This window comes from Pseudanabaena yagii GIHE-NHR1, from assembly GCF_012863495.1.
Classification (GTDB): domain Bacteria; phylum Cyanobacteriota; class Cyanobacteriia; order Pseudanabaenales; family Pseudanabaenaceae; genus Pseudanabaena; species Pseudanabaena yagii.
This window is the reverse complement of sequence record NZ_JAAVJL010000001.1, coordinates 2586513-2611575: the sequence shown is the minus strand read 5'-3', so window position 1 is coordinate 2611575 and position 25063 is coordinate 2586513. Positions and strand designations below refer to the sequence as shown.

25 protein-coding genes are annotated in these 25063 nt (G+C 43.6%); 14 read left to right on the top strand and 11 right to left on the bottom strand.

Annotation, left to right across the window (positions count from 1 at the left end):
* Nucleotides 1–171 precede the first annotated feature (171 nt).
* Nucleotides 172–1023: an acyl-CoA desaturase gene (locus HC246_RS11960; protein ID WP_169363583.1), complete on the top strand. Its 852-nt coding sequence runs from the start codon at nucleotides 172–174 to the stop codon at nucleotides 1021–1023.
* 45 nt (nucleotides 1024–1068) lie between these two features.
* Here HC246_RS11960 and HC246_RS11955 read toward each other — a convergent pair whose 3' ends face one another.
* On the bottom strand, nucleotides 1069–2232 hold the full coding sequence (locus tag HC246_RS11955) for a 1-deoxy-D-xylulose-5-phosphate reductoisomerase (RefSeq protein WP_169363582.1): 1164 nt from the start codon (nucleotides 2230–2232) through the stop codon (nucleotides 1069–1071).
* 382 nt (nucleotides 2233–2614) lie between these two features.
* Between HC246_RS11955 and HC246_RS11950 the strand changes: the two genes are divergently transcribed.
* Nucleotides 2615–3550, top strand: a complete 936-nt coding sequence (locus HC246_RS11950) for an IS5 family transposase (RefSeq protein ID WP_169364403.1) — start codon at nucleotides 2615–2617, stop codon at nucleotides 3548–3550.
* Nucleotides 3551–3602: 52 nt separating this feature from the next.
* Here the strand turns inward: HC246_RS11950 and HC246_RS11945 are convergent, their stop codons facing one another.
* Together HC246_RS11945 and der are read right to left on the bottom strand one after the other, a co-directional pair.
* The gene (locus HC246_RS11945) at nucleotides 3603–3968 is read right to left on the bottom strand and encodes a hypothetical protein (protein WP_169363581.1); all 366 of its coding nucleotides are present in this window, start codon (nucleotides 3966–3968) and stop codon (nucleotides 3603–3605) included.
* A 130-nt stretch (nucleotides 3969–4098) separates the two neighbouring features.
* Entirely contained in the window at nucleotides 4099–5457 is a 1359-nt protein-coding gene (gene der / locus HC246_RS11940) for a ribosome biogenesis GTPase Der (protein WP_126384705.1), read from the bottom strand.
* Between the two features lie 250 nt (nucleotides 5458–5707).
* Between der and HC246_RS11935 the strand changes: the two genes are divergently transcribed.
* Nucleotides 5708–6682, top strand: a complete 975-nt coding sequence (locus HC246_RS11935; protein WP_169363580.1) for an FkbM family methyltransferase — start codon at nucleotides 5708–5710, stop codon at nucleotides 6680–6682.
* Between the two features lie 160 nt (nucleotides 6683–6842).
* Here the strand turns inward: HC246_RS11935 and HC246_RS11930 are convergent, their stop codons facing one another.
* Nucleotides 6843–7808 (bottom strand): acetyl-CoA carboxylase carboxyltransferase subunit alpha, encoded by a 966-nt coding sequence (locus HC246_RS11930; protein WP_169363579.1) that lies wholly within the window; start codon nucleotides 7806–7808, stop codon nucleotides 6843–6845.
* A gap of 352 nt (nucleotides 7809–8160) precedes the next feature.
* Here HC246_RS11930 and HC246_RS11925 point away from each other — a divergent pair, with 352 nt between their 5' ends.
* From HC246_RS11925 to HC246_RS11910, 4 genes are all read left to right on the top strand, one after another.
* A complete protein-coding gene (locus HC246_RS11925; RefSeq protein WP_169363578.1) occupies nucleotides 8161–8613 on the top strand; it encodes a cupin domain-containing protein in 453 nt (150 codons plus the stop codon).
* 40 nt (nucleotides 8614–8653) lie between these two features.
* The gene (gene uvrA / locus HC246_RS11920; RefSeq protein WP_169363577.1) at nucleotides 8654–11545 is read left to right on the top strand and encodes an excinuclease ABC subunit UvrA; all 2892 of its coding nucleotides are present in this window, start codon (nucleotides 8654–8656) and stop codon (nucleotides 11543–11545) included.
* Between the two features lie 270 nt (nucleotides 11546–11815).
* Nucleotides 11816–12061, top strand: a complete 246-nt coding sequence (gene psaC / locus HC246_RS11915; RefSeq protein WP_126388766.1) for a photosystem I iron-sulfur center protein PsaC — start codon at nucleotides 11816–11818, stop codon at nucleotides 12059–12061.
* A 209-nt stretch (nucleotides 12062–12270) separates the two neighbouring features.
* Complete coding sequence (locus tag HC246_RS11910; RefSeq protein ID WP_169363576.1) at nucleotides 12271–13272, top strand: M14 family metallopeptidase; 1002 nt, start codon at nucleotides 12271–12273, stop codon at nucleotides 13270–13272.
* A gap of 52 nt (nucleotides 13273–13324) precedes the next feature.
* Here the strand turns inward: HC246_RS11910 and HC246_RS11905 are convergent, their stop codons facing one another.
* Entirely contained in the window at nucleotides 13325–14176 is an 852-nt protein-coding gene (locus tag HC246_RS11905; RefSeq protein ID WP_169363575.1) for an inositol monophosphatase family protein, read from the bottom strand.
* Nucleotides 14177–14510: 334 nt separating this feature from the next.
* On the opposite strand from HC246_RS11905, the gene HC246_RS11900 reads away from it, so the two are divergent.
* The 6 genes from HC246_RS11900 (at nucleotide 14511) to HC246_RS11875 (ending at nucleotide 18257) form a co-directional block, all read left to right on the top strand.
* Nucleotides 14511–15473 (top strand): peptidoglycan DD-metalloendopeptidase family protein, encoded by a 963-nt coding sequence (locus tag HC246_RS11900; RefSeq protein WP_169363574.1) that lies wholly within the window; start codon nucleotides 14511–14513, stop codon nucleotides 15471–15473.
* Between the two features lie 89 nt (nucleotides 15474–15562).
* Nucleotides 15563–15877: a TMEM14 family protein gene (locus HC246_RS11895; protein ID WP_169363573.1), complete on the top strand. Its 315-nt coding sequence runs from the start codon at nucleotides 15563–15565 to the stop codon at nucleotides 15875–15877.
* 251 nt (nucleotides 15878–16128) lie between these two features.
* The gene (gene apcA, locus HC246_RS11890; protein ID WP_169363572.1) at nucleotides 16129–16614 is read left to right on the top strand and encodes an allophycocyanin subunit alpha; all 486 of its coding nucleotides are present in this window, start codon (nucleotides 16129–16131) and stop codon (nucleotides 16612–16614) included.
* A gap of 111 nt (nucleotides 16615–16725) precedes the next feature.
* On the top strand, nucleotides 16726–17214 hold the full coding sequence (apcB, locus tag HC246_RS11885; RefSeq protein ID WP_126388754.1) for an allophycocyanin subunit beta: 489 nt from the start codon (nucleotides 16726–16728) through the stop codon (nucleotides 17212–17214).
* 188 nt (nucleotides 17215–17402) lie between these two features.
* Nucleotides 17403–17606 carry a phycobilisome linker polypeptide gene (locus HC246_RS11880; RefSeq protein ID WP_126388752.1) on the top strand — a complete coding sequence of 68 codons (204 nt, stop codon included), beginning with the start codon at nucleotides 17403–17405 and terminating at the stop codon, nucleotides 17604–17606.
* 477 nt (nucleotides 17607–18083) lie between these two features.
* A complete protein-coding gene (locus tag HC246_RS11875; RefSeq protein ID WP_169363571.1) occupies nucleotides 18084–18257 on the top strand; it encodes a hypothetical protein in 174 nt (57 codons plus the stop codon).
* Between the two features lie 50 nt (nucleotides 18258–18307).
* Here the strand turns inward: HC246_RS11875 and HC246_RS11870 are convergent, their stop codons facing one another.
* From HC246_RS11870 to HC246_RS11845, 6 genes are all read right to left on the bottom strand, one after another.
* Nucleotides 18308–18994, bottom strand: coding sequence for an HAD family hydrolase (locus HC246_RS11870; RefSeq protein WP_169363570.1), 687 nt, complete (start codon nucleotides 18992–18994; stop codon nucleotides 18308–18310).
* 39 nt (nucleotides 18995–19033) lie between these two features.
* Nucleotides 19034–19309, bottom strand: coding sequence for a hypothetical protein (locus HC246_RS11865; RefSeq protein ID WP_169363569.1), 276 nt, complete (start codon nucleotides 19307–19309; stop codon nucleotides 19034–19036).
* On the bottom strand, nucleotides 19302–19628 hold the full coding sequence (gene pedR, locus HC246_RS11860) for a photosynthetic electron transport-dependent transcriptional regulator PedR (protein WP_169363568.1): 327 nt from the start codon (nucleotides 19626–19628) through the stop codon (nucleotides 19302–19304). The genes HC246_RS11865 and pedR overlap by 8 nt, the downstream gene beginning before the upstream one ends.
* A 148-nt stretch (nucleotides 19629–19776) precedes the next feature.
* On the bottom strand, nucleotides 19777–20403 hold the full coding sequence (locus HC246_RS11855; protein ID WP_169363567.1) for a DUF2232 domain-containing protein: 627 nt from the start codon (nucleotides 20401–20403) through the stop codon (nucleotides 19777–19779).
* Between the two features lie 63 nt (nucleotides 20404–20466).
* On the bottom strand, nucleotides 20467–21318 hold the full coding sequence (lgt, locus tag HC246_RS11850) for a prolipoprotein diacylglyceryl transferase (protein WP_169363566.1): 852 nt from the start codon (nucleotides 21316–21318) through the stop codon (nucleotides 20467–20469).
* A 63-nt stretch (nucleotides 21319–21381) separates the two neighbouring features.
* A complete protein-coding gene (locus HC246_RS11845; RefSeq protein WP_169363565.1) occupies nucleotides 21382–22563 on the bottom strand; it encodes an aspartate aminotransferase in 1182 nt (393 codons plus the stop codon).
* A gap of 584 nt (nucleotides 22564–23147) precedes the next feature.
* Between HC246_RS11845 and HC246_RS11840 the strand changes: the two genes are divergently transcribed.
* On the top strand, nucleotides 23148–24758 hold the full coding sequence (locus tag HC246_RS11840; RefSeq protein WP_169363564.1) for an NAD(P)H-quinone oxidoreductase subunit 4: 1611 nt from the start codon (nucleotides 23148–23150) through the stop codon (nucleotides 24756–24758).
* Nucleotides 24759–25063: the final 305 nt, after the last annotated feature.

Genomic DNA, 25063 nt, shown 5'->3' with positions numbered 1-25063 from the left:
CATAGGATAGGCGGCATTTTGTGCTGGATATCCTTCCTTAGCATGATGGGAAAAGGTTGTGCTTACGCTTTTTGATCACACACTTATCCAAATTTTTAGATAGGGAATTAGCGATTCTTCTCTTCTTCTCAAAACCTTTAGCACTGCCATTTAGATATAGACGCTTAAAATATGACAAGACTATTTTCAGATATCATTCCTGATCCTCAACCTGAACAACTAAAACTGAGTTGGGTATCGGTGGGTTTCTTTACTATTGTTCATGCTCTAGCCCTTTTAGCCCCTTGGTTCTTTTCATGGTCAGCTTTAGGAATCACAATCCTATTGCATTGGTTTTTAGGAAGCATTGGTATTTGCTTAGGCTATCACCGTTTGCTGAGTCATCGCAGTTTCCAAGTACCAAAGTGGTTGGAATATGTGATTGCTTTGATTGGTGCAGCAGCTTTGCAAGGCGGCCCCATCTTTTGGATTGCAGGACATCGCTTACACCATGCTCATACTGAAGATGAAGAGAAAGATCCCTACTCAGCACGTAAAGGTTTTTGGTGGAGTCACATGTTGTGGATTCTTTACCCTAAATCAGACTTTTTCGATGCGGATAAGTATTTCAGATATGCTCCTGATCTGGCGCGTGACCCCTTCTATCTCTGGTTAGATAAGTACTTTCTCTTACTGCAAATTCCTGTAGGTGTTGGTTTATATTTACTGGGCGGTTGGTCTTACGTCATTTGGGGAATGTGTGTACGTTCAGTATTTTTATGGCATAGCACTTGGTTTATTAATTCTGTTACCCATATGTGGGGCTATCGTACCTTTGAGACTAATGATAATTCGCGCAATCTTTGGTGGGCTGCGATCGTGACCTATGGCGAAGGTTGGCACAATAATCACCATGCTTATCCTAATGTGGCAAAAGCTGGCTGGCGTTGGTGGGAAGTTGATGTGACTTGGTGGGCGATTCAAGTACTCAGAGCTTTGGGCCTAGCCACAAAGGTAATCATGCCTCCAGCGATCGCCAAATAATCACCAAATAAAAAAGAGACTCGCTAAGCGAGTCTCTTTTTTTATTTATGCAAGAGCCATAACTTGATTAATCACTTCATTTCTTGCCCATTTGTCGGCTTCGAGAATATCCTCAAGTTCTGGCTTCGAGATGAGATTGTGCCGATCGCATACGTGCTTAATCAGATCGGCAATCTGTACATAACGCACACGTTCTTGAAGGAATAGCTCCACTACTTGCTCATTAGCGGCATTCAACACCGCAGGCATCGTACCACCTGCGCGACCTGCGGCATAGGCTAGTTCCATGCAGGGATATTTCTGGTGATCGGGGGCGCGGAAGGTGAGCGTGCCACACTTAACGAGATCAAGGCGTTCCCATTGAGTGGGAATGCGATCGGGATAGGAGAGGGAATAGAGCAGAGGCAGACGCATATCGGGAATGCCTAGTTGCGCTAATACGGAAGTATCTTCTAATTCAATGAGTGAATGGATAATACTTTGGGGATGAATCACGATTTCGATTTTGTCGTAATCCACACCAAAGAGATAATGGGCTTCGATTACTTCTAAACCTTTATTCATCAAGGTGGCGGAATCGATCGTAATCTTTTTACCCATCGCCCAATTGGGATGTTTTAAGGCATCGGCAACGGTGACAGAGGCGAGTTCCTCAGTGGGGCGATCGCGAAAAGCACCACCCGAAGCTGTGAGAATAATCCGCCGCAGTCCCCCTTCAGGAACTCCTTGCAAACATTGGAAAATTGCTGAATGTTCCGAATCGGCTGGTAATAACTTCACACCATGCTTTTGCACCAATGGCACAACCACTTCACCACCAGCGATCAGGGTTTCTTTGTTGGCTAGGGCAATATTTTTTCCTGCTTTAATGGCGGCAATGGTGGGTAATAGTCCCGCACAGCCGACAATCCCTGTGACCACGGCTTCAGAATCTCCATAAGCAGCCACAGTTTCTACGCCTTCGGCTCCCGCTAACATGATCGGCTTGACGGCTAGATCCGCGATCACCTCTTTGAGTTCAGCAAGTTTTGTTTCACTAGCGATCGCCACAATTTCGGGCTGAAACTTACGAATCTGCTGGGCAAAAAGCTCAATATTCCCCCCTGCGGTCATGCCTACGACTTGAAATTTTTCAGGATATTCTGCAACGATATCGAGGGTCTGTGTGCCAATTGAGCCAGTGGAACCAAGCAGAGTAATACGTTTCATAAAAATGGGCTTGTTAAGTATTTATTAAAGTTTTGCGTAAAGTCTTGCTTTAAAGTCTTGCATAAAATTTTGAGCGATCGCGATTTACTACAAAAAAATAGAGTATTGCCATATATGGGTAAGGATAGTCTGCACTGCAAACTATCCTTAAGGCTCTCGCGAATACAAAATGTCCCACCAAAGTTATCTAGCTTCGACTTCGCTCAGCCAACTTTATCTGAGCGAAGTCGAAGCCACAGGTACTTTAATTAATAGTAAGTCCCTAATAAAAAATAGAGGGACGCAAAGCGTCCCTCTATTTTTTTATTAAATTAGGCGTTGTTGCATAAAAAGGGGAAGAGAAGGTAAATTAGATAAAAATCAGGAGATGGAGTCCCAGCAAATGACACAGAAACATGAGATCCGCAACTGGACAGAGTATAACGCAGGGCTAAAACAAAGAGGAAGCCTGACTTTTTGGATGAGCGAAGAAGTAATTGAAGGATGGTTAAATCAAACATTAAGTGGCAAACGGGGAGCTTCCAAAGATTACAGTGATATAGCAATAGCGACATTTATCACGGTCAAAGCGGTATATCAGCAAGCAGGAAGACAAACGCAAGGACTGTTAGAGTCAATATTTGCCTTGATGGGAATAGATTTACCAGTACCAGACCACAGCACCGTGTCAAGACGGACAGCAAGTTTAAGTGTGACCTTACCAGTAATCCCGAAACAGGGAGCAGTGCATGTAGTAGTTGATTCGACAGGGATCAAAGTATACGGCGAAGGGGAATGGAAAACACGGCAGCATGGAATTAGTAAGAGACGGACATGGCGCAAATTACACCTAGGAGCCGATGAATCAACAGGAGAAATACTGGCTGCGGTCGTCACCACGAATGATTGCCACGATGGAGAAGTACTCGCCGATATTCTCGATGCGATTGATGCTGAAATTGCTCAAGTTTCCGCAGATGGAGCTTATGACCATCGTCATTGTTATGACGAGATTGCCCAACATGGTGCTAAAGCCGTGATTCCTCCGCGCAAAGATGCCAAAATCTGGCAGCATGGCAATACCAATGCTCCACCACATCCGCGTGACCAAAATCTCCGTTATATCCGTAAACATGGGCGTAAAAAATGGAAACGTGACTCAGGTTATCATCGGCGCTCTTTGGCAGAAACTACGATGTTTCGTTTCAAAAAAATCTTTGGTGCTACTTTATGTTCTCGTAAATTTGACAATCAGGCGGTTGAGTTGTTCATCAAATGTGCTGCTCTTAATCGCATGATTCAACTGGCTAAACCTCTCTCCTCTCCTGTTGTTCGTTAATTTTCTAAGATCCTCCATCTTTTGGCTTCTTTTTATTCATGCAACAAAGCCATTAAATTACTTGGAATTTCGGATTATTTCTGAGAGATGTCGCATCAAAGGATTGTGCCCAAGTCAAAAACTGATCATCAAGAATTTCGCTATGGGGTTCGATTAGTAGCGCTAGGTAATTACCATGCTGCTTAATAACTACAGCCGTATAGTCGTTTCCATGAATTACCGCATGGGTGAAATTTTCTACGGGCAAAGAAGCTGCTAATAATGATTTCAGTCCTAAAGCTTGGAAAATTGGCTGCACCCAGATAATGCTCTTACTGCCATCAACAAGGGTGTAATACTCTTTGGGAAGTCCACTTAAATCAAAAGTTGCAGCCCCAAGGGTATAGGTTTCAAATTTGGTTTCTTCTAAGGCTGTCATAGTTTTTGTAGCAAGCGATCGCTCTTGCCTAAGTTCTCTATCCTACTCATCCCATTGAATGGTAGTCACAATAATCATAGCAACCGTCATAGTACTTAAATAAGTAAAGGGGAGCTTTGCTCCCCTTTACTTATCTCAAGGCTGAATTTTTCGATTTTTCTACTTCGCGATCTTTTTTGCCTCGGAAGATAAACCTTACGGGAGTACCTTCAAAGCCAAGGCTCTTACGGAATTGATTTTCGATATAACGCTTGTAGTTATCGTTAAAGCGATGGGGATCATTTACGAACAGGATGATTGTGGGAGGACTATCAGAAATTTGAGTGCAGTAATAAACCTTGCCCTGTTTGCCACCGCGACTAGTAGGTGGTGCGTGCCATGTGACTGCTTCGGTAAGCGCTTCATTTAGTACCGCAGTGGGGACGCGACGCTTATGCTGCTCAGCAGCAATGTCCACGCGATCAAGAATTTGAGTTACACGCTGACCAGTTAATGCACTAACAAAGATGATGGGCGCATATTCCACAAACATCAAGCGACTTTTCACTTCTGCGGTGTAGTCATAGATGGTGTAGGAATCTTTTTCGATCGCATCCCATTTATTGACCACAATTACACAAGCTTTACCCTCATCGTTAATGCGACCTGCAAGCTTTTGATCTTGATCGGTAACGCCATCAAGGGCATCAATCACTAACAAAACGACATCAGAACGTCCGATCGCTTTAAAAGCACGGTTAATACTAAAAAATTCGATGCCGTAATCAATATTCTTTTTACGACGAACTCCTGCGGTATCGATCAGGCGATATTTCTTGCCATCACGTTCTACCGACATATCGATCGCATCACGGGTTGTCCCAGAAATTGGACTAACAATACTTCGATTTTCGCCAATGAACGAATTGAGCAAGCTGGACTTGCCAACGTTGGGACGACCAATAATCGCTACTTTAATTTCGTCGCTTTCCTTAACTACTTCGTCAGGAGGTGGCAAATGTTTGATCAACTCATCAAGTAATTCGCCCGTACCGTTACCATGAATGCCAGACATGGGAATTGGCTCGCCTAGTCCCAAATTCCAAAATTCTGCTGCTAACGACAGTCCATATTTGGAGCCTTCACATTTGTTCACTGCCAATAGCACAGGAATATTTTGTCGCCGTAACCAGCCCCCCAATTGTTCATCAGCATCGGTGATTCCTGCCTGTCCATCTACTACAAAAATTACGGCTGCCGACTCACGGATAGCAATCTCTGCTTGTTCGCGGATCATTGGCAAAAATTCAGTCTCGTCGTCAAATACTAATCCACCTGTATCAACAACTTGAAATTCGTGTGCTCCCCAAAAACATTCGCGATAAACGCGATCGCGGGTTACACCAGGTTGATCGTAGACGATCGCATATTGTTCACCTGATAGGCGGTTTACGAGTGTAGATTTGCCCACATTGGGGCGACCGACAACGGCAACAATCGGTAGCGGCATGGCTTTACAGTTTTAGAATTCCGAACTCACTATTATAACTTTAAATAAAATCGATTGTCAAATATTTGCTGGGTTTAAACTCAAGCTAAAGGACATGCAGGAAAATAAGGAACCGATTTTTTGTGGCGCGGCTTCGCCGCGCCACAAAAAATCGGTTCCTTATTAAATCGCAGAACCCTAAAGTTGTTGGCATTAAATGTAGGATGGGTTAGCGATCGCATAACCCATCATTAAATCGATAATTATTGATATGACTACAAGTTCTTCCCCTTCCCCAAATTTAGATCAACCTGATGCTTGGCTATATGATCGTTCAGTTTTAGGATGGATTCTCAATCCCAATCTGAATAAGCAATTACCCTTTCTATACAAAATCTTTAGCCTATATTGCAAAACATATTTTCAAATCACAGGTAAAACATATCTTCGTGGTGGTCGAGAATTATTTAGATTCCTATCAAGTATTTTCTACAAACTTGCGCCCGATCAATTTTTAGAATTGCAACTAGCGGGTTACAAAGTATTTTTAGACCCCATTGATATGCGGCTTTTTCAAGTAGTTAATGAACTTGCTAGTCAAGATACAGATACGCGAGTTTTAGCGAAATTACTATCCGAAGGTGATACTTTTCTAGATGTGGGTGCAAATCATGGCAGCTTTGCGATCGTGGCAAGTAAGTTGGTCGGAGCTAATGGATTTGTGTTAGCGGTGGAGCCACAGCCTCGTTTAGCTCAAGCATTAGAGCGATCGCTCACGGCTAATGCCCTATGTAAGTTCCAAATCCATAACCTCGCAGTGGGAAATACCGATGGTGAAATAGAACTCTTAGTTCCTCTTGGAACATCTGGTTCCGCAGGAATTTTTCCAGAACATTCCGCAACTCATCAATACAAAACTTTTAAAGTGCCTCTAAGAAGGTTTGATGATCTCGTAGATTGGCAGAAATTTAATGGTCGCGTATTACTCAAGCTAGATGTCGAAGGCAGTGAATGTGCATTTCTCTCAGGCGCAAGCAAGATGATTACAACTCTCAAACCTACCCTGATTATTGAAGTACATCCCACTAGTTTGAAAGCCGCAGGAGCAACAGGAGATAAACTCAAGGAATTGCTACAGTCATTAGGCTACACTCGCTATGCCGAGCTTGATGACTGCGATCGCACTTTCCCCTTAGAGGAACTAAATACTGATATTCAAAGAAATGTCGCAATGATGATGACATAACTATCTGAAACCAATTTTGGTATTTCCACAGCCTTTGGCTGTGGAAATACCAAAATTGGTTTTATAAAAGCCAGACTAAGTCTGGCTTTTATAAAACCAATTTTAATAATGAGAATTGCTATGACATAAAGAAGAGGGAGCGCTTAGCGCTCCCTCTTCTTTATGATTCGAGAAATACGCCCATCTTGCGGAATTTTTGATAGCGTAGCTCCTGTAGCTCTTCTATACTCAATTTACTTAAGCGATCGAGGTTTTCTACAAGTGCAGCTTTGAGATTTTCGGCGGCTTTGAGAGGTAAACGATGCGCCCCACCTAGAGGCTCGTCAATTACATAATCAACGATACCCAAACGTTTCAAATCGGGGGCGGTAATTTTTAAAGCTTCAGCAGCTTTACCTGCTTTTGCCGAGTCGCGCCAGAGAATTGCGGCACAAGCCTCTGGTGTAGCTACGGTATAGACCGAATTTTCAAACATCATGATGTGATCGCCAATACCAATACCCAAGGCTCCACCCGATCCGCCTTCGCCAATTACTGTGCAGATGATTGGTACACCTAGTCCAAACATTTGCCGCAAATTTGCGGCGATCGCTTCGCCTTGTCCTTGCTCTTCGGCGGATACTCCGGGGTATGCTCCGGGGGTATCAATCAAGGTAATAATGGGCAATTTAAATCGATGGGCATGATCCATTAGTCTGGCAGCTTTGCGATATCCTCCCGGAGAAGCCATGCCAAAGTTACGAGTCATGTTGTCCTTAGTATCACGCCCCTTTTGATGTCCCAAGATTACCACTGGGCGATCGTTAATTCTGGCTAGTCCACCCACCAAGGCAGGATCGTCATTGCCACGGCGATCGCCATGCAACTCCATCCACTCATCGGTAATTGCCTGCACATAATCTAAAGTGCTAGGGCGACGGGGATGCCTTGCGATCTGCATCCTTTGCATGGCTCCCAGTCCCGAAAAAATTTCACGCCGTAAAAGCTCAGCCCGTTGCTCTAAAAGGTGAATCTGCTCAACCATATCAACATCGTTTTCATTCGCGAGTTCGCGGATTTGGGCGATACGGTTTTCTAGTTCAACAATGGGCTTTTCAAAGTCAAGCAGGATTTGGCGATCGGCCATGATGGATGCAGTTTTGTATAGTAGATACCAAATCTCAGATTAGCAGACAACGCGCTAGTTACAGCCTTTTACAAGTAAAAGGGTCGTAGGCAATTTTTCAAAATCCTTACCTTGCAATGCTTTTAAAAAATTCTGAGTAGATTTGGGTTAGTCGCAATCTGCTATGTAGCGATCGCAATTAGTAATCTTCATTTGAGTGTGCACGTCTATACACAAAATGGATATATCCGTCTTATTTGTAACAAAAATTAAAAATTGATCGCCTAATCTAGATTTATCCCAATTCTCTTTGTGAGAACAAATGGCTTTGCCATTTGTTCTCACTACACATCACAACATTGCGGAGGTCTCAATGGCTACAAACAGATCTATCCAAAGAAAAGTGGAAATTCGCTATCTTTCCTCAATGAAAAATGGAATGGCGGAGTTTTATACCCCACAGGCGAGTCATGAAACCATGCTTGTCCAGATTGCCGCAGGGGCGATCGATGATTTGTTTGTGCATCATTTCCAGACCGATCAACTTTTGGTAGTGCGTGGGAGTTTTGTCCTCGTAGTGCTGAGCGATCGCCAATATCAATATATTCCCCTCAGCGAATATCGCCCTGCGGTGGTGACGATTCCTCCCAATGTGCCGCACGCCGCCATTAATCTCAGTGATCAGCCCTGTGTGATGGTCAATGCTGTTTTGCGTCACGGTGCGCCCTATGCCAAAGATTACCAACCCCGTCGCCATCCTTTTCCCTATGACCTTGACGCAGCTCGTCGGGCGATCGCTTCTTTGGAAATGCCAATCAGTGCTTAGTTATAGTTAGGATATAGCTAACTCTTTTATATTGCTGCGAATGCCAGACCATACTCATATCCATGTTAGAGGTGCGAGACAGCACAACCTCAAAAATATTGACCTGACGATTCCCCGCGATCGCCTGATCGTGTTTACAGGTGTATCTGGCTCTGGCAAATCATCCCTCGCCTTTGATACGATTTTTGCCGAAGGTCAGCGTCGCTATGTGGAATCGCTCAGTGCCTATGCGCGGCAATTTTTAGGACAAGTCGATAAGCCTGATGTGGACTACATCGAGGGCTTAAGTCCTGCGATTTCCATCGACCAGAAATCAACTTCGCATAATCCACGATCGACGGTCGGCACGGTCACAGAGATTTATGACTATTTGCGCTTACTGTTTGGTCGCGCAGGTTCGCCCCACTGCCCGATCTGCGATCGCAATATTGCGCCCCAGAGCATCGATCACATGGTGGATACGATTATGGAATTAAGCGATCGCACGCGCTTCCAACTACTCGCGCCCGTGATTCGTGGCAAAAAGGGAACCCATAAGAAATTATTAGCGAGTCTGGCTTCGGAAGGTTTTGGCAGAGTTCGCATTGATGGCGAAGTGCGGGAACTGAGCGACAATATTGAGTTAGATAAAAACAAACTCCATGATATTGAAATTGTCGTCGATCGCTTAGTTCGCAAGGATGATATTCAAGAGCGCTTAACGGATTCCCTCGCTACCTGTTTGAAACGTGCGGAAGGGATTGCGATGGTGGAGATTATACCCTCACCCCCAGCCCCTCTCCCAGAGGGCGAGGGGAGCAAGAAATCTAAGCAAGAAAGCAATATTCTGACTTTCTCAGAAAATTTTGCCTGTCCTGAGCATGGCGCAGTGATGGAAGAACTATCCCCCCGTATGTTCTCCTTCAATTCTCCCTATGGTGCTTGTCCTGCTTGTCATGGATTGGGAAGTATTAAAACCTTTAATCCTGAACTAATTGTTCCCGATCCCTCTTTACCTGTATATGCCGCGATCGCACCTTGGGCGGATAAAACCCATACCTATTACATTTCACTTCTATCAAGTGTCGGTGAATATGCAGGTTTTGAAATCAATACACATTGGGAAAAGCTCTCGCAAGCCCAGACTGACATTATTCTCTACGGCACTACGGAGAAGATTTTAATTAAGCCTGATTCCCTTTATCGCGATCGCGCTGAGGGCTATTACAAACGCTATGAAGGGGCAATCGCCATTCTCGAGCAACAGTACAAAGAGGCGGGTGAATCGCAAAGGCAAAAGCTAGAGAATTATCTGATCGAGCAACCCTGTGCCACTTGCGAAGGTACGCGCCTCAAACCTGAATCCCTTGCGGTTCGCATTGGTGGCTTTAATATTATTGATTTTGTATCGGCTCCCATTGGGACTTGCTTAGATCGTCTCAAAAATCTCAATCTTGATACTAGAACCAGACAAATCGGCGATCGGGTATTGCAGGAAATCGAAGCGCGATTGCAGTTTTTATTAGATGTCGGTTTAGATTACCTAACCCTTGACCGTTCCACCATGTCCCTCTCTGGCGGCGAAGCCCAACGGATTCGCCTTGCTACTCAGATTGGCTCAGGATTGACAGGAGTTCTCTATGTATTGGATGAACCGAGCATTGGACTCCATCAACGGGATAACTCGCGATTGCTTGCCACATTAACCAAACTGCGGGATCTCGGCAATACCCTGATCGTGGTTGAGCATGACGAAGAAACTATTCGGGCGGCTGATTATCTCGTAGACATCGGACCAGGGGCAGGCGTGCATGGTGGGCGAGTCGTCGCCCAAGGCAGCGTCAAGGATATTGAAAAAAATTCTGAATCCCTCACGGGGGCTTATCTCTCTAAACAAAAACAAATTTATACCCCTGCAGAAAGGCGCGAAGGCAATGGCAAATATTTAGAAATTTGCAATGCCTATCTGAATAATCTCAAAAATATCAGTGTCAAGATTCCCCTTGGCAAATTGGTTTGTATCACAGGCGTATCAGGCTCAGGCAAATCTACGCTTATTAACGACCTGCTGCACCATTCGCTAGAACATAACTTTTCACGGAAAGTGCCTGTCCCTAAAGGTATTGATGAAGTCAAGGGACTAAAGCACCTCGATAAATTCATCGTCATCGACCAGTCGCCCATCGGACGCACGCCTCGATCCAATCCTGCGACCTATACAGGGCTATTCGATGTGATCCGTGAAACCTTTGCGCTCACTACTGCGGCGAAAACTCGCGGCTACAAAGCAGGACAATTTTCCTTTAACGTCAAAGGCGGACGCTGTGAAGCTTGTTCGGGTCAAGGCGTAAATATCATTTCCATGAATTTCCTGCCCGATGTCTATGTGCAGTGCGATGTCTGCAAAGGCGCAAGGTATAACCGTGAGACGCTGCAAGTTAAGTACAAGGAAAAAACGATCGCTGATGTCCTCGATATGACCATCGAAGAAGCGATGCACTTTTTCGAGAATATTCCCTCCGCCCATGCCAAATTAGGAATGCTGGTGGATGTGGGCTTAGGCTATGTGCGTCTCGGTCAGTCTGCCCCCACCCTTTCTGGCGGTGAAGCCCAACGGGTAAAACTTGCCACCGAGTTAGCACGACGCGCCACAGGCAAAACCCTCTATTTAATCGATGAGCCGACCACAGGTTTAAGCTTTTATGATGTGCATAAACTGCTGGATGTGATGCAACGCCTTGTTGATAAGGGCAATAGCATTATTACGATTGAGCATAATCTTGATGTGATTCGGTGTGCTGATTGGATTATTGATCTGGGTCCTGAAGGCGGCGATCGCGGAGGTGAGGTGATTGCAGAAGGTACGCCCGAACAGGTGGCAAAAGTTAAGAAATCTTACACTGGCAAATATCTCAAACAAGTTTTAGCTGAATATCCTCGCAGCAAACCCTAATTGTGTTGCGGCAAAGCCTCCACACAATAATGTGAGTTCGACATAGCCATTTGCAAAGTGCTAAGCACTTTGCAAATGGCTATGTCGAATTAATGTTTGATTAATGCCCCAGCAAATAAAATCAACCTAAAAACTTACTTTTTGCCTCAAATATTAATTTGTTTTAAGTTATCTCACAATCTGATCATTGAATGTAAACCACTACGATAAACTTGGTTTTAAACATCCCGTGCCTAAATAGGTACATATATTGATTGGAGCAATAGCAATATGTCGCATGCAGTCAAAATTTATGACACCTGTATCGGCTGCACACAATGCGTGCGTGCCTGTCCTTGTGATGTTTTGGAAATGGTTCCTTGGGATGGATGTAAAGCGGCTCAAATCGCTTCTTCTCCCCGTACTGAGGACTGCATTGGTTGCAAACGTTGCGAAACTGCTTGCCCCACTGACTTCCTAAGCGTCCGTGTCTATCTTGGTGCTGAAACCAGCCGTAGCTTGGGTCTGACCTACTAATTTTAATTATTTATTTTTTTAATTACTTATTAGTTGGCTAGATTCTTGTTTATTTTCTATTAAGTGCAATTATTTTTATCCTGCATTTAAATTGAGGAGCGCCATTTGGTGCTCCTCAATTGCTTTAAGAGAGAGTCGATGCTAAGCATCGACTCTCTCTTTTGCGTTTATGCTGGTTACTATTGGGTGTTTTCTAATTTTTGTTTGCCATGCTTGACGTTTTCGATCGCTTGCCCGACGGTTTACTCGATCTTGAGTCCGATCAACTTTACAAAATACTTGAGCGCCCCACACTAATTCACTTAGAAGGCGATCGCCAACCAGCATTATTCGTTTCAGTTTTGCTACATGGTAATGAAACTACCAGTTGGTTAGCAATTCGTGAACTACTGCGAAAACATGAAGATAAAAGGCTACCGCGATCGCTATCAGTATTTATCGGTAACATTTCCGCCGCAAGATATCGCCTCAGACATTTACCCAATCAGCCTGACTACAATCGCATCTGGCAAACAGGTGACTCTCCAGAGCATCACATGGCACAACAGGTAATCGATGAAATGAGATCGCGTGGAGTATTTGCCAGCATCGATGTGCATAATAATACGGGCAGGAATCCTCATTACGGCTGCATTACGCATTTAGAGAAGGATTTTCGGAAACTGGCTAGATTATTTGGCAAAACCGTTGTCTATTACACCAGTCCCAAAACGGTACAGTCCTTTGCTTTTGGACATTTTTGTCCCTCCATTGTTGTGGAATGTGGACAGCCCGATGTTCCCGATGGTACAGCCCATGCTTTGGAATTCATGGAAACTTGCCTCAATCTCGATAGTTTTGATAGTCTCTCAGATTCGCTGATCGCTGATATTGATTTATTTCACACCGTGGCGATCGTCAAAGTACCTGAAGAAATTAACTTCAGTTTTGATGGTAATCCTAACGATGACATCACTTTTCCTACGGAGATGGATTGCCTCAATTTTTGCGAATTACCAATTGGAGCAAACTTTGGTAAAGCGAAATCTGAAAGAGCCTATTTATCAGCCTTGAGTGAAGATGGTCAAGAAAAAGGCGATCGCTATTTCCAAATCGAAAATGGCGAAATTAAATTAAAGATTGCGGCTATGCCATCAATGCTAACTCTCGACACCGATATCATTCGCCAAGATTGTCTTTGTTATCTAATGGAACGTTTGCCCCTTCCTTAGCTTCGACTTCGCTCAGCTAGCCTTAATTTCGCAGGCTGAGCGGAGTAAAAGGCTATCTTCCAAAGGGAAACTTAAATGGTAAAGGCTTAATCAGCGCTAATTCATCAATCATTTGCTGATGTAAATGACCATTAGTTGCCAGCAATCTTCCCGACTTAGGAATATGTTCGCTGCCATCATATGCCGTGACTATGCCACCAGCCTCACGCACAACCACCACGCCAGCCGCTAAATCCCATAGCGACAAACCTCGCTCCCAATAGCCATCTAAACGCCCACAGGCAACATAAGCCAAATCCATAGCGGCGGAACCACCACGTCTTACGCCTTGGGTGAGGTGAGTAAAATGGCAAAATTCTGCATAGTTATTATCTTCAACGAGGGTACGATCGTAGGCAAAGCCTGTTACTAAAAGACTGCGACTAAGTTCTGTCGTCTTAGAAACATGAATCGGTACACGATTACGAGTTGCACCTAAGCCTGTGGCAGCACGAAAAATCTCATCGCGAAACGGATCATAAATCGCGCCCACGGAAGGAATTCCATCAATTAATAAGGCGATCGATACCGATGAGAATGGATACTGATGGGCAAAATTAGTCGTTCCATCAAGGGGATCGATCGCCCACAAATATGGACTATCACTATTTCCCAATACACCTGACTCTTCTGCCAAAATGCCATGATCAGGAAAGTGGCGTTGCAAAATCGAGAGAACGGTTGCTTCCGATTCTTTGTCAGCGATCGTCACTAAATCCCCAGGGCGTTTCTCTTCGACTTCTTTCTCTTGGAGGTTTCCGAGATAGGATCTAAGTACTGCACCACCCGCACAAGCTGCCTCAGTAGCAATATCTAAGAAGGTTTGGAGTTGCTCTTTACTAACGGAAGCTAGTGAAGTTGTCATAAATTATGAGAATTAAATCTAGTGAGATGAGAGGTATTTTGCATTTCTGATCCTAACCCTAAAGCGAATTTTAAAAATAGAGTTCAGATTACATTAGGAAAATAATGGTGGCTCATATAGCGCGAACTATCATTTTCCTAAAAATAGAAATCACCAGATTGGTGGTGTTAATCCAGAACCGATCGCTGCGAAAATGTTAACGCATTACATTGTAAAGATTCTTATCATAAGTCTTTATGTTTTGTTACATTTTTTGTTAAATCACTAACTCGCCCGATCTCCTCCCACACATTCCTCGATTAACATCTCCGTAAATAACGCTAGTTAACAGTCCATGAAGCCTTATTGGAAAAATTTCCTGCTCTCACCCTTGTTTTTGGTAGTTGCGATCGCTAGTTTCTTTCCCTTACCTACCTTTGCTACCTCATCCAAACCTACTACTCCCGAAGATGAGTCTAACGCCAAAGAAGCAGAAGAACTATGTGGCAAACCAACCCTCGATGATCTCACCCAACATAAAGTAAAACAAGGCGAGACTCTAGATGCGATCGCCAAGCAATATAACCTCAAAACAGCAACCTTGATGGGACTAAACCCTGAAGTTCGTAGTGGCAACGTCACAGTGGGGCAAACCCTATCAATTCCACCGATGGATGGCTTGACCTATCGCTTCAAAAATGAGGAAAACTACACCACTGTTGCCAAAAAATACAATATTCGCGCTGACGTTTTATTCGAGCGCAATGGCTGTCAGCGCCGCCCTAAAGTCGTATTTGTACCCGGAGCCATCTGGAAACCCGATCCTATTCCCTTCAATCCTGCGATCGCCTCTAGAGGTTCTGACAATCCAACTGTGATCATGCAAACAGGGGGCTATCCTCTGCCCTACTCTGTCCCTGTCACTTCTGGCTATGGTTGGCGCATGAATCCTGTTACGGCGATTTGGTCATTTCATAGTGGGATCGACCTCGGCGCACCCTTTGGCACGCCTGTACTAGCAGCAAAAGCAGGTAGAGTTGATTTTGCTGGGTGGGGCGATGGCTATGGCAATCTTGTCGAATTAGATCATGGTTCCACAGGCACACGCTACGCCCATTTAGAAGCAATTTATGTCTATCAAGGGCAACAGGTAGCTCAAGGACAACAACTTGGGATTGTCGGCTCGACAGGACGTTCAACAGGTCCTCACTTACACTTTGAGATCATGGTTCCATCAGGTGATGGCTGGGTAGCCCTTGATCCAGCCCCCTATCTCAACCGCATCGCAGGAGTTATGTCCGACATCTTCCCGCTTTAAAAGCGATTATTTCCCCGCCGCAAGGAAATTTAGGTTTAATGTGAATAAAGCATTGCTTTGCAATGCTTTATTCACATTTTTGCTTTTATATGAACTTTTCTCCCAGTGCAATTGCCCTACTTGCCTATGGCATTGTTGCGATCGCAGGTGGCATCATCGGTTTTGCCAAAAGCAAGAGCAAAATATCCCTCATCTCAGGCAGCCTCAGTGGGGTAGGACTACTGATATCAGGAATCGCCACTGCCCAAGGTCAAGGGTGGGGCAAAATTGCTGGTATCGCGATCGCAACCCTCTTAGTCATCGTCTTTGTCACGCGCTTCCTCAAAACCAAAAAATTCATGCCAGCAGGTTTAATGATCATTGGTGGAGCCGCAACCCTTTTTGTAGCAATACTTACAAGTTAATTGATCCCGTTTCTTACCTCTAGTGCTACCATAGCAAATGTTAAGAAGTGTGATGAAGAAAAGCTTGTGGACAACGCAATGCTTCAAAATGTTTTGGTAATCATTGCTTTGACAAAGAAACCCTCCATGTCAGAAGCGCCTCTAAACTTTTAGCAATCTCCCTTGGATATTGCTTGAGCTAAAGGATCTCTGCATGGTACGGCATCACATCAATCGTTTTTATTCACATTTTTGATTGGAGAAAAAATTAAATGAGCGTAGTCACGAAGTCCATCGTGAATGCAGATGCTGAAGCACGTTACCTCAGCCCTGGTGAACTAGATCGCATTAAGAGCTTTGTAACCTCTGGTGAGCGTCGTCTTCGCATTGCACAAACTTTGACCGAATCCCGCGAGCGCATTGTTAAGCAAGCTGGCGATCAACTTTTCCAAAAGCGTCCTGATGTTGTTTCTCCTGGTGGAAACGCATATGGTGAACAGCTAACCGCAACTTGCTTGCGTGACCTTGACTACTACCTCCGCCTCGTAACTTACGGAGTTGTATCTGGTGATGTAACCCCAATCGAAGAAATTGGTCTAGTTGGCGTTAAGGAAATGTACGGATCTCTCGGTACTCCTATCGGTGCTGTTTCTGAAGGTGTGCGTGGTCTGAAAAGTGCAGCATCAGCTTTATTGTCTGGTGAAGATGCAGCAGAAGCTGGCTACTACTTCGATTATGTAATCGGTGCATTGCAGTAAGACGATTCTTGATCTGTTTTGAAATGCATTCTGTAGCTAGTTTTAAAACATTTCGGATTTCTTAATTTCTAAATTCAAAAATTAATTGCAAACCTAAAAAAATATATAAAAATGGCACAAGACGCAATTACCTCGGTTATCAACTCCGCCGACGTTCAAGGCAAGTACCTTGATGCAGCTTCTTTGGAAAAGCTAAAGAATTATTTCGCAACTGGCGAACTTCGCGTTCGTGCTTCTCAAGCGATCGCTGCTAACTCTGCAACCATCGTTAAGGAAGCTGTTGCTAAGTCCTTGTTGTACTCTGATGTTACCCGTCCCGGTGGCAACATGTACACCACCCGTCGTTATGCAGCTTGCATCCGCGACCTCGACTACTACCTCCGCTATGCAACCTATGCAATGCTAGCTGGTGATGCATCTATTCTTGATGAGCGCGTACTCAACGGCTTGAAAGAAACCTATAGCTCTCTTGGAGTACCTGTAGTTTCCACCATTCAAGCAATCCAAGCGATCAAGGAAGTTGCTGCTAGCATCGTTGGTTCTGACGCTGGTAAAGAATTGGGTATCTACCTTGATTACATCAGCTCTGGCTTGAGCTAATTGCTGATATAGCGTTTGTTGCTATTTATTTATTAATTTAATTTCTAATTAATTAATATTTACAAGGCGGCGGCGGTAGGTAGCTTAAGCTCCTATCTCGCCGCCAACGCTTATGACAGATAAATTTAATTTTTATTTGTCTTTGTAATTTATTTTTAATATCATTGGCTCTGAAGGAGATTGCCGCTATGCGGAGTTTTAAAATCACTGCTTGTGTACCTAGCCAAACTCGCATACGTACACAACGAGAGTTGCAAAATACCTATTTCACGAAGTTAGTTTCCTACGACAACTGGTTCGCTGAACAGCAACGCATTATGAAAATGGGTGGCAAAATTCTTAAGGTTGAACTAGCTACAGGTAAGCCAAACACAAATACTGGCTTGCTTTAATTTTTTGTTGACCACAAAAATCACGAAAGTCTTACTTAGTAAGGCTTTTTATAAAATTTGCAAAAGCAGAAAGAGTAAAAACTCTTTCTGCTTTTTGTATATAGACCCAAAGATGCGGCGCTAAGTGCCACCTCTTATCGTTTGGGATGATTTAAAACTGAGAATCTCAAAAAGCAAAGCCTTGCTAAGCAAGGCTTTTACCTTTAGGCTTTTTGCCAGATTAACCCGAACTGACATTAATGCAAGCCCCACGATCGCTTATAGGAGTCATAAGAAATATATTTACAATTTGCACCAAAAATGCTCCTTTCGATATATCTAATCTAAAATGTTTGACATGATACAGTTTTCATCATAAACTTAAAGTATTGTTACGTTATGTTGACACAAGTGCTAACATCTACATGTCAGGAAACTTAAATAAGTTACTTGTTGTCATTGTCTATTGTCATTGTTTGATCCGTTAAAGAGGTACTTATGAGTGACTTACCTATCGAGAAGCAGTTTACCCACATGATGTTTTGCCAACAGATCCAAAACATTGATCTAGACTCAGCAAAGCAACTCCTCACTGAGTTACATATGCTCTATCTAGGACAACAAGCTGTTATGGTAAAAATTGCTAAACAAGAATTTTTAGGGGGCATCTAATCTGACTTTCATCCATAAACGAAAAAGGAGCGCTCCGCGCTCCTTTTTCGTTAACACCCTAAAATTTTGTCTATGGCTGCCGTTAAATTCGTTAGGATTTCCTGAGGTTGGTACTTTTCGAGTTGAGTTTGGTTGCGGATGCCGCTAAGGACAGCGATCGCAGGAATATTATGACTTTGGGCAGCAAAAATATCAGCTTCAGTATCACCAATCATCCATTGCTGATCCACATTGGGTAAAGTAGCTTGAGCAATTTTCATTAATTTGGGTTTGTCTTGAGTATCGACAGTCTTTACATAGTCATCATCAAGACAAAATATGCGATTGCCAGGAAAAAAACGTCTCAAATTATATTGATCGAGAACTGGCTCAAGTTCTCGGCGACGACGCATGGTCATGACAGCAAGATCGTATCCAGCTTTTTGAGCTTTTTCTAGAGCAGGAATCGCATTTTCAAGCAAACGATCATAGGCGAAATAGGGATCGGTATGCACAGTCGCACGACGTAAATGGGCAAAGGCAACTTGTTGCTTCTCATCAGTAAAACCTGAAAGATTAGCAATATCTTTTTCAGGAACTTGCGATCGCTTTAATTCCCAAAATTCAGATTTAGATAGAGTTTTAACTATTTGCTCAGGCTGACCTATCTTCCCTAAACAATATAAATAAACTTGATAATAGCGCTCTGATACATCCATGATTGGACCATCAAAGTCGGTAAATATGCGTTTTTTCATAAAAGTTAGTTGAATAAAAAATTTGCAGGATCAAATTTTTTATTCTTTAGTTTCAGAAGTCCAAGTTCCGTAGTGATTTAAGATATTTTCGATTAAAACTTGCGATCGAACTGGTATGTTTTGGGGACGGCTGAGCCAGAGTCCACCAATTTGACTACCTAAATAGCTAAACTCAGTGCTTTCTTGCCAAAATAATTCCACATCCACATCATCAATTTGTTCAATATGTGAAGCTAACTCCCGATACATAGCTAAAGCAATATCGGGATTGTAAGTTATTTTGCTGCGATTAATCGATAGCTCCCCACTAGGCACTTTCTAATTCCTGTGTATTGAGAACGTTGTTAATTGGGGTTGTGGTCGTGTCAATGATGCAACAGTTAACTTCATCAATGCAGACTTTTCCCCATTGCAAAGCCCAGCGTACTAGGGCAACTCGATTATCAGTTTTAGTTTTAGTTAAAATATTGCTGATGTGATTATCGACAGTTCGTTTACTGATTGCTAGTTGAACAGCGATATCTTGATTAGTTAAGCCCGCAGCCACTAATTCAATCACTTGAAGTTCTCGCTCGGACAGGGCAATCGATTGAGGTGTTAGTGTGGTTGGAGTCGGTTCGGCAGGATTGGTCATGATAGCGAGGGTAAATTGCGCCAATGTTTCAGAATATTACTCATTTTTGGCGGTTAACTAATGAGTATAATTTCTCAGTCAATATTGTGTCAATTAATTAAGATTCTCTGAGTTTGTCTGAAAACTAGCTTAAGGGGAAGTTTCATAACTAAGCTAGCAAAGATTCTATCCATTTGGGGGGAGCAGGGATAGGATTACCGAGACGATCAAGGACAATCCATGCAACGAGATGAACTAGTAATTGATAAGCAAAGTTGCTAAAGATGATCGCGGCGATCGCAAAGGTTTGAATCGCGGCAAAGTCGGGCTGCTCTAATGAACCAAAAAGCTGCATTAGCCAATTGAGAAATCCTGTAATCTGCACAATTGAATATGTCCAGAGATTCTCTCCTAATAAAATCGAGAGAAAAGCAAATTGAAAAGCTGTCCCCAATGAGCCAATGATTGTTGCAATGCTAAGCGAGCCAGACCAAGGAAAATCCCTCTTCCAGAGATAGCCTAGGGTGACTCCGACTAGTCCATGCGGAATAATATATTGAATACTGCGTGTCGGTCCCATCAAGATCGCCAGAAGTAAAGCTGTCACAATCATTGCCATCCATGCGGCGCGACCATTCCAACGCAAATAGGCAAGAGCAGTTGGCAATGGAAATAGCATTCGTAGCAGAGGTCCAAGGGGAAAGTAATAGTTAATTAAAAACAACATAGCCGTGGTGCTTGCCAAGAAGGCAGTCTCTACCATGGCACGAGGATCTTTAGATGGAACTGGGGACATGGGTATGGGGATCAAGAAATATTTATATTATTAAGCCCCGCTAAGCGGGGCTTAATAATCAAGTTATGAGTTTTCGGCGGGAAATTCTTTGGAGATTGTATCTGGGAAACGACGGCGCAAACCATATAGCCAAATCAGACCAAAAATCCCTGCGGCGATCGCGGTTAAGCTGACCATTTGAGCAGTACGCAGTGGTCCAATCATCAAGCTGTCGGTGCGTAAACCTTCGATCCAAAATCTACCCAAACTATAGGCGATCGCATAGATCATAGTGATTGTGCCAGTTTTGAGTTTAGGAAACTTTAAAAAAGTAAAGATCAAAATGGCAAATACACCAACATTCCAGAGTGACTCATAAAGAAATGTAGGGTGAAAGTAGGGTTCATTAATAAACTCAGGTGGACGGCGATTGATGGGAATAAATAGCTTCCAAGGTAAATCCGTGGGCGCACCAAAGGCTTCAGAGTTAAAGAAGTTGCCCCAACGCCCGATCGCTTGTCCAAGGATCACCGTCGGCATGACGATATCAGCCATTAACCAAGTGGAAATTTGTTGGCGCTTACAGAAAATAGTTGCTGCGATCGCCCCACCAATAATTGCCCCATGAATAGCAATGCCACCTTCCCAGATCGCAAATACTTTGTACCAAGGTTGAGTTTGAAAGCGCTGCCATTCAAATAGGACGTAGTAAAAACGAGCGCAGGGAATTGCCCCTACGACTAGCCAAATCGCCAGATCCCCAACCAGTTCAGGATCAACATTACGTTTTTTGGCAAGGGTTTGCGCTAACACAGTGCCTAGAATAATCGCCGAAGCAATCAGCAATCCGTACCAACGAATTGTTAGTGGACCAATCTCTAAGGCGATCGGTCCAGGTGAGGTAAATTCAAAAGCAAGCGGCAACAAATTAATCACTTTTCCTTTTCCTGTTTTCCTATACCAAATTAAAAAATGGCGCTGCCATTTTTTAATTTCAAATTATTTGTACCTTATACCTGCCTGCTTCAGGCGATTTAACGCTTCACCTAAGCGATCGCAATCAGCGATCAAACTAATTCTCACATAACCTTCACCACCTTTACCAAAGGCACTACCGGGGGTGAATACGACACCTGTACTTTCTAAGACCTTGAGTGCAAAGTCGGCGGAGGACATTCCTACGGGTACAGGAATCCAGAGATACATCGTGGCATAGGTTTTGGGGATATCCCATCCTAGTTCCCCCAGTCCCGCAATTAGGAAATCACGGCGCTCTTTGTAGCGATCGCAGACTGCTTCTAGATATTGGTCAGGTAGTTGTAGTGCTGTTTCTGCGGCTACTTGAATTGCTGAGAAAATACCGTAATCAAGGTTAGTTTTGAGAGTTCGTAAACCTTGGATAATGTGACGATTACCAACCACAAAACCGACGCGCCAACCAGCCATGTTATAGGTTTTGGAAAGGGTATGAAATTCTACCCCGACATCTTTACCACCTTCGATTTCCAATAGGCTAGTAGGTTGATAACCATCAAAGGCAAGTTCGGCGTAACAAAGATCATGAACTAATAGAATCTCGTATTTCTTCGCAAAGGCAACCGCTTCTTCAAAAAACTCGCGTGGGGCGATCGCACCTGTGGGATTTGCAGGATAGTTGAAATACATGACCTTTGCACGTTGAGCAACTTCCTCAGGAATTGCCGCAAGGTCAATCAACCAGTTATTCTCAGCGCTGAGAATCATTTCATAGATTTCGCCCCCTGCAAGCAAAGGACCGCGAAAATGGGCGGGATAGGCAGGACTTGGCACAAGTACTACATCCCCTGGATCGATATAGGCGATCGCTAAATGTCCTAAACCTTCTTTAGAACCAATTAGGGGTAAGGCTTCTCCCTCAGAGTCAAGTTGCACATTGTAACGGCGCTTATACCAGTCTGTAATTGCGCGACGGAAACTTGCAGTACCTTCAAAGGGGGGATAGCCGTGATTTTTGGGATCTTGTAAAGCAGCGATCGCGGAATCAATTACAGGCTGGGGCGTAGGTCCATCGGGATTACCCATGCCCAAATCGATCAAATCTAGACCTTGCTCTTTCGCTCGCAACTTTAACTCATCTAAGCGTGCAAAAACATATTGAGGAAGTTTTTCTAATCGCTGAGCAGGTTTGAGCCAAGTCTTCATTTGTGTTTTGAGAGCGTATAAGGTGAATGTTGGGAATAATTGTCGCGGAGCAACAAAAATCAACTGAATTTGTTGTAGAACTTCGATCTTAATAGAAATTGTCTCGCGATCATAACTTGTGATTAATAAAGTCAGCCTGTATTAAGTAGCTGGGCATAATTAAAAACTAGAGCCACAACCTGCGGCGCACGCTGCGCGTGCGCCGCAGGTTGTGGTTTTTTATATTTAATTGCGCCCAGCTACTTAAGTAGTAAGCACAAATAAACTTAAAACCCAGATTGTCATGCTGCCTGCAAAGCGGGCAGCATGACAATCTGGGTTTGTTTTTTAACTATTTAATTTCTAAGGTTAATCAAAGAGTTTTGTCGCTATCAAGTTTAACGATAGCTATAAATCAATGATATTTATCAGTTGAATGACAATTTATAGATGCTTTTCAATCTAAATCCTAATAAATAAGTCTGGGTATAGCTTTGAGTCTATTAGGATGATTTGAAAATTATTAACTTTTATGTCAAAAGACTTAATACAAGTTTACAAAAGCTTCATACAATGTATTTAACGAGTAAGTATTTATCCTCATCATGTCTGTTGCAGAATTTCCTTGGCTTACAACAATTCTTTTGTTTCCTCTAGTCGCCGCCTTTGCGATTCCCTTCATTCCAGATAAATATGGCAAGACCGTGCGCTCATATGCCGTGGGGGTTGGGTTTGTCGAACTATCTCTAATCATTTATGCATTCTGGAGTCAATACAACCTGCATGAAGCAGCGTTTCAGATGACAGAAACTTATGCTTGGATTCCCCAAATTGGTTTGAACTTTTCGCTAGCGGTTGATGGTTTGTCCATGCCGCTAATTCTATTGACAGGTTTGATTACTACCCTTGCAATTTTTGCAAGTTGGAACGTTACCCAAAAGCATCGCCTGTTCTACTTCTTGATGCTTTGTCTATATAGCGCTCAGATTGGCGTATTTGCAGCTCAGGATTTACTCCTATTTTTCTTGATGTGGGAATTAGAGCTAGTTCCTGTATATTTGCTGATTTCGATTTGGGGGGGAGCTAAGCGTCTTTACGCTGCAACCAAGTTTATCCTCTACACAGCATTAGGTTCGATTTTCATTCTTGTTGCTGGTTTAGCGATGGCATTCTATGGCGATGTCACCACCTTTAACCTATCGGAACTAGCCTTAAAGCAGTATCCGATCGCTTTTGAGTTACTCGCCTATGCTGGTTTCTTAATCGCTTTTGGTGTGAAGTTACCAATTTTCCCATTACATACATGGTTGCCTGATGCTCATGGTGAAGCTTCTGCACCAGTATCAATGGTCTTGGCTGGGGTCTTGCTCAAAATGGGTGGCTATGCCTTAATCCGTTTCAATATTGAAATGTTGCCCAATGCCCATGTTTACTTTGCGCCTTTACTTGCTGTTTTAGGCGTAGTTGGCATTGTTTATGGAGCATTAGCTGCCTTCGCGCAACAAAATCTCAAGCGTCGCCTAGCCTATTCCTCAATTTCCCACATGGGCTTTATTTTGATAGGACTTGCATCATTTAATGATCTTGGAGTTAGTGGTGCAGTATTGCAAATGCTATCTCACGGTCTGATTGCAGGCGCATTATTCTTCCTTGCTGGTGTCACCTACGATCGCACCCATACTTTAATGATGGACGAAATGGGTGGGATTGCCAAAATCATGCCTAAGGCTTTTGCCCTGATGACCGCTTCGGCAATGGCTTCTCTCGCACTTCCAGGGATGAGCGGTTTTGTAAGCGAACTGAAGATTTTCCTTGGTATTACCACCAGTGATGTCTATGCATCCAATTTTAAGATTGTGATGATCTTTATCGCGGCGGTTGGCGTAATTATCACCCCCATCTACTTACTCTCAACCTTGCGCCAAGTATTCTATGGCAAGCCTAATCCAGCTTTGCACTTCGATAAATATGTTAGTGATGCAAAGCCTCGCGAGATATTTGTTGCAGCTTGCTTGCTTGTGCCAATTGTGGCGATCGGCATGTATCCCAAGTTGGCAACCCAAACCTATGATGCTAAGACTGTGGCGGTAACTGAACAGGCTCGCGATGCCTTCAGTTTAGTCGCTCAGTCCAATCCTCATCTCTACTCGTCAGGTTTTATCGCACCTCAACTACCTCACCCAAATCCTCAGTCCCTTTTAGGAATTATGGAATAGGGATAAATTCTGCAAAGACTAAAAGAGCGCTAAGCGCTCTTTTTTTATGAAATCTTAGGTAAATCTCGCTCTAAATCTGTCGTCACAAACCTAAGAAGAGATAGCGGCGTGATAACCACCATTCTCGTTTTACTCATACAGGCGGCGACAGCTATAGCAATGTAATTTTTGCTTAGGACATAAAACCCAAATAAGTGAAGGAGGCACTTCGTGCCTCCTTCACTTATTTGGGTTTTGATTTGTCCTAGCTATCTCTTACATTGCTATATAACTCTAACCTTGGGAGCAATTCTCATTCGTGAGGT

Bases quoted from the DNA above. Each gene is read 5' to 3' on its own strand.
- apcA (WP_169363572.1), top strand. From the start codon at position 16,129: ATGAGCGTAGTCACGAAGTCCATCGTGAATGCAGATGCTGAAGCACGT.
- HC246_RS11930 (WP_169363579.1), bottom strand. From the start codon at position 7,808: ATGGCCGATCGCCAAATCCTGCTTGACTTTGAAAAGCCCATTGTTGAA.
- HC246_RS11925 (WP_169363578.1), top strand. From the start codon at position 8,161: ATGGCTACAAACAGATCTATCCAAAGAAAAGTGGAAATTCGCTATCTT.
- psaC (WP_126388766.1), top strand. From the start codon at position 11,816: ATGTCGCATGCAGTCAAAATTTATGACACCTGTATCGGCTGCACACAA.
- pedR (WP_169363568.1), bottom strand. From the start codon at position 19,628: ATGACCAATCCTGCCGAACCGACTCCAACCACACTAACACCTCAATCG.
- der (WP_126384705.1), bottom strand. From the start codon at position 5,457: ATGCCGCTACCGATTGTTGCCGTTGTCGGTCGCCCCAATGTGGGCAAA.
- HC246_RS11935 (WP_169363580.1), top strand. From the start codon at position 5,708: ATGACTACAAGTTCTTCCCCTTCCCCAAATTTAGATCAACCTGATGCT.
- HC246_RS11880 (WP_126388752.1), top strand. From the start codon at position 17,403: ATGCGGAGTTTTAAAATCACTGCTTGTGTACCTAGCCAAACTCGCATA.
- apcB (WP_126388754.1), top strand. From the start codon at position 16,726: ATGGCACAAGACGCAATTACCTCGGTTATCAACTCCGCCGACGTTCAA.
- HC246_RS11950 (WP_169364403.1), top strand. From the start codon at position 2,615: ATGACACAGAAACATGAGATCCGCAACTGGACAGAGTATAACGCAGGG.
- HC246_RS11875 (WP_169363571.1), top strand. From the start codon at position 18,084: ATGAGTGACTTACCTATCGAGAAGCAGTTTACCCACATGATGTTTTGC.
- HC246_RS11840 (WP_169363564.1), top strand. From the start codon at position 23,148: ATGTCTGTTGCAGAATTTCCTTGGCTTACAACAATTCTTTTGTTTCCT.
- HC246_RS11845 (WP_169363565.1), bottom strand. From the start codon at position 22,563: ATGAAGACTTGGCTCAAACCTGCTCAGCGATTAGAAAAACTTCCTCAA.
- HC246_RS11895 (WP_169363573.1), top strand. From the start codon at position 15,563: ATGAACTTTTCTCCCAGTGCAATTGCCCTACTTGCCTATGGCATTGTT.
- HC246_RS11945 (WP_169363581.1), bottom strand. From the start codon at position 3,968: ATGACAGCCTTAGAAGAAACCAAATTTGAAACCTATACCCTTGGGGCT.
- HC246_RS11905 (WP_169363575.1), bottom strand. From the start codon at position 14,176: ATGACAACTTCACTAGCTTCCGTTAGTAAAGAGCAACTCCAAACCTTC.
- HC246_RS11870 (WP_169363570.1), bottom strand. From the start codon at position 18,994: ATGAAAAAACGCATATTTACCGACTTTGATGGTCCAATCATGGATGTA.
- HC246_RS11955 (WP_169363582.1), bottom strand. From the start codon at position 2,232: ATGAAACGTATTACTCTGCTTGGTTCCACTGGCTCAATTGGCACACAG.
- uvrA (WP_169363577.1), top strand. From the start codon at position 8,654: ATGCCAGACCATACTCATATCCATGTTAGAGGTGCGAGACAGCACAAC.
- HC246_RS11855 (WP_169363567.1), bottom strand. From the start codon at position 20,403: ATGTCCCCAGTTCCATCTAAAGATCCTCGTGCCATGGTAGAGACTGCC.
- HC246_RS11910 (WP_169363576.1), top strand. From the start codon at position 12,271: ATGCTTGACGTTTTCGATCGCTTGCCCGACGGTTTACTCGATCTTGAG.
- HC246_RS11900 (WP_169363574.1), top strand. From the start codon at position 14,511: ATGAAGCCTTATTGGAAAAATTTCCTGCTCTCACCCTTGTTTTTGGTA.
- HC246_RS11960 (WP_169363583.1), top strand. From the start codon at position 172: ATGACAAGACTATTTTCAGATATCATTCCTGATCCTCAACCTGAACAA.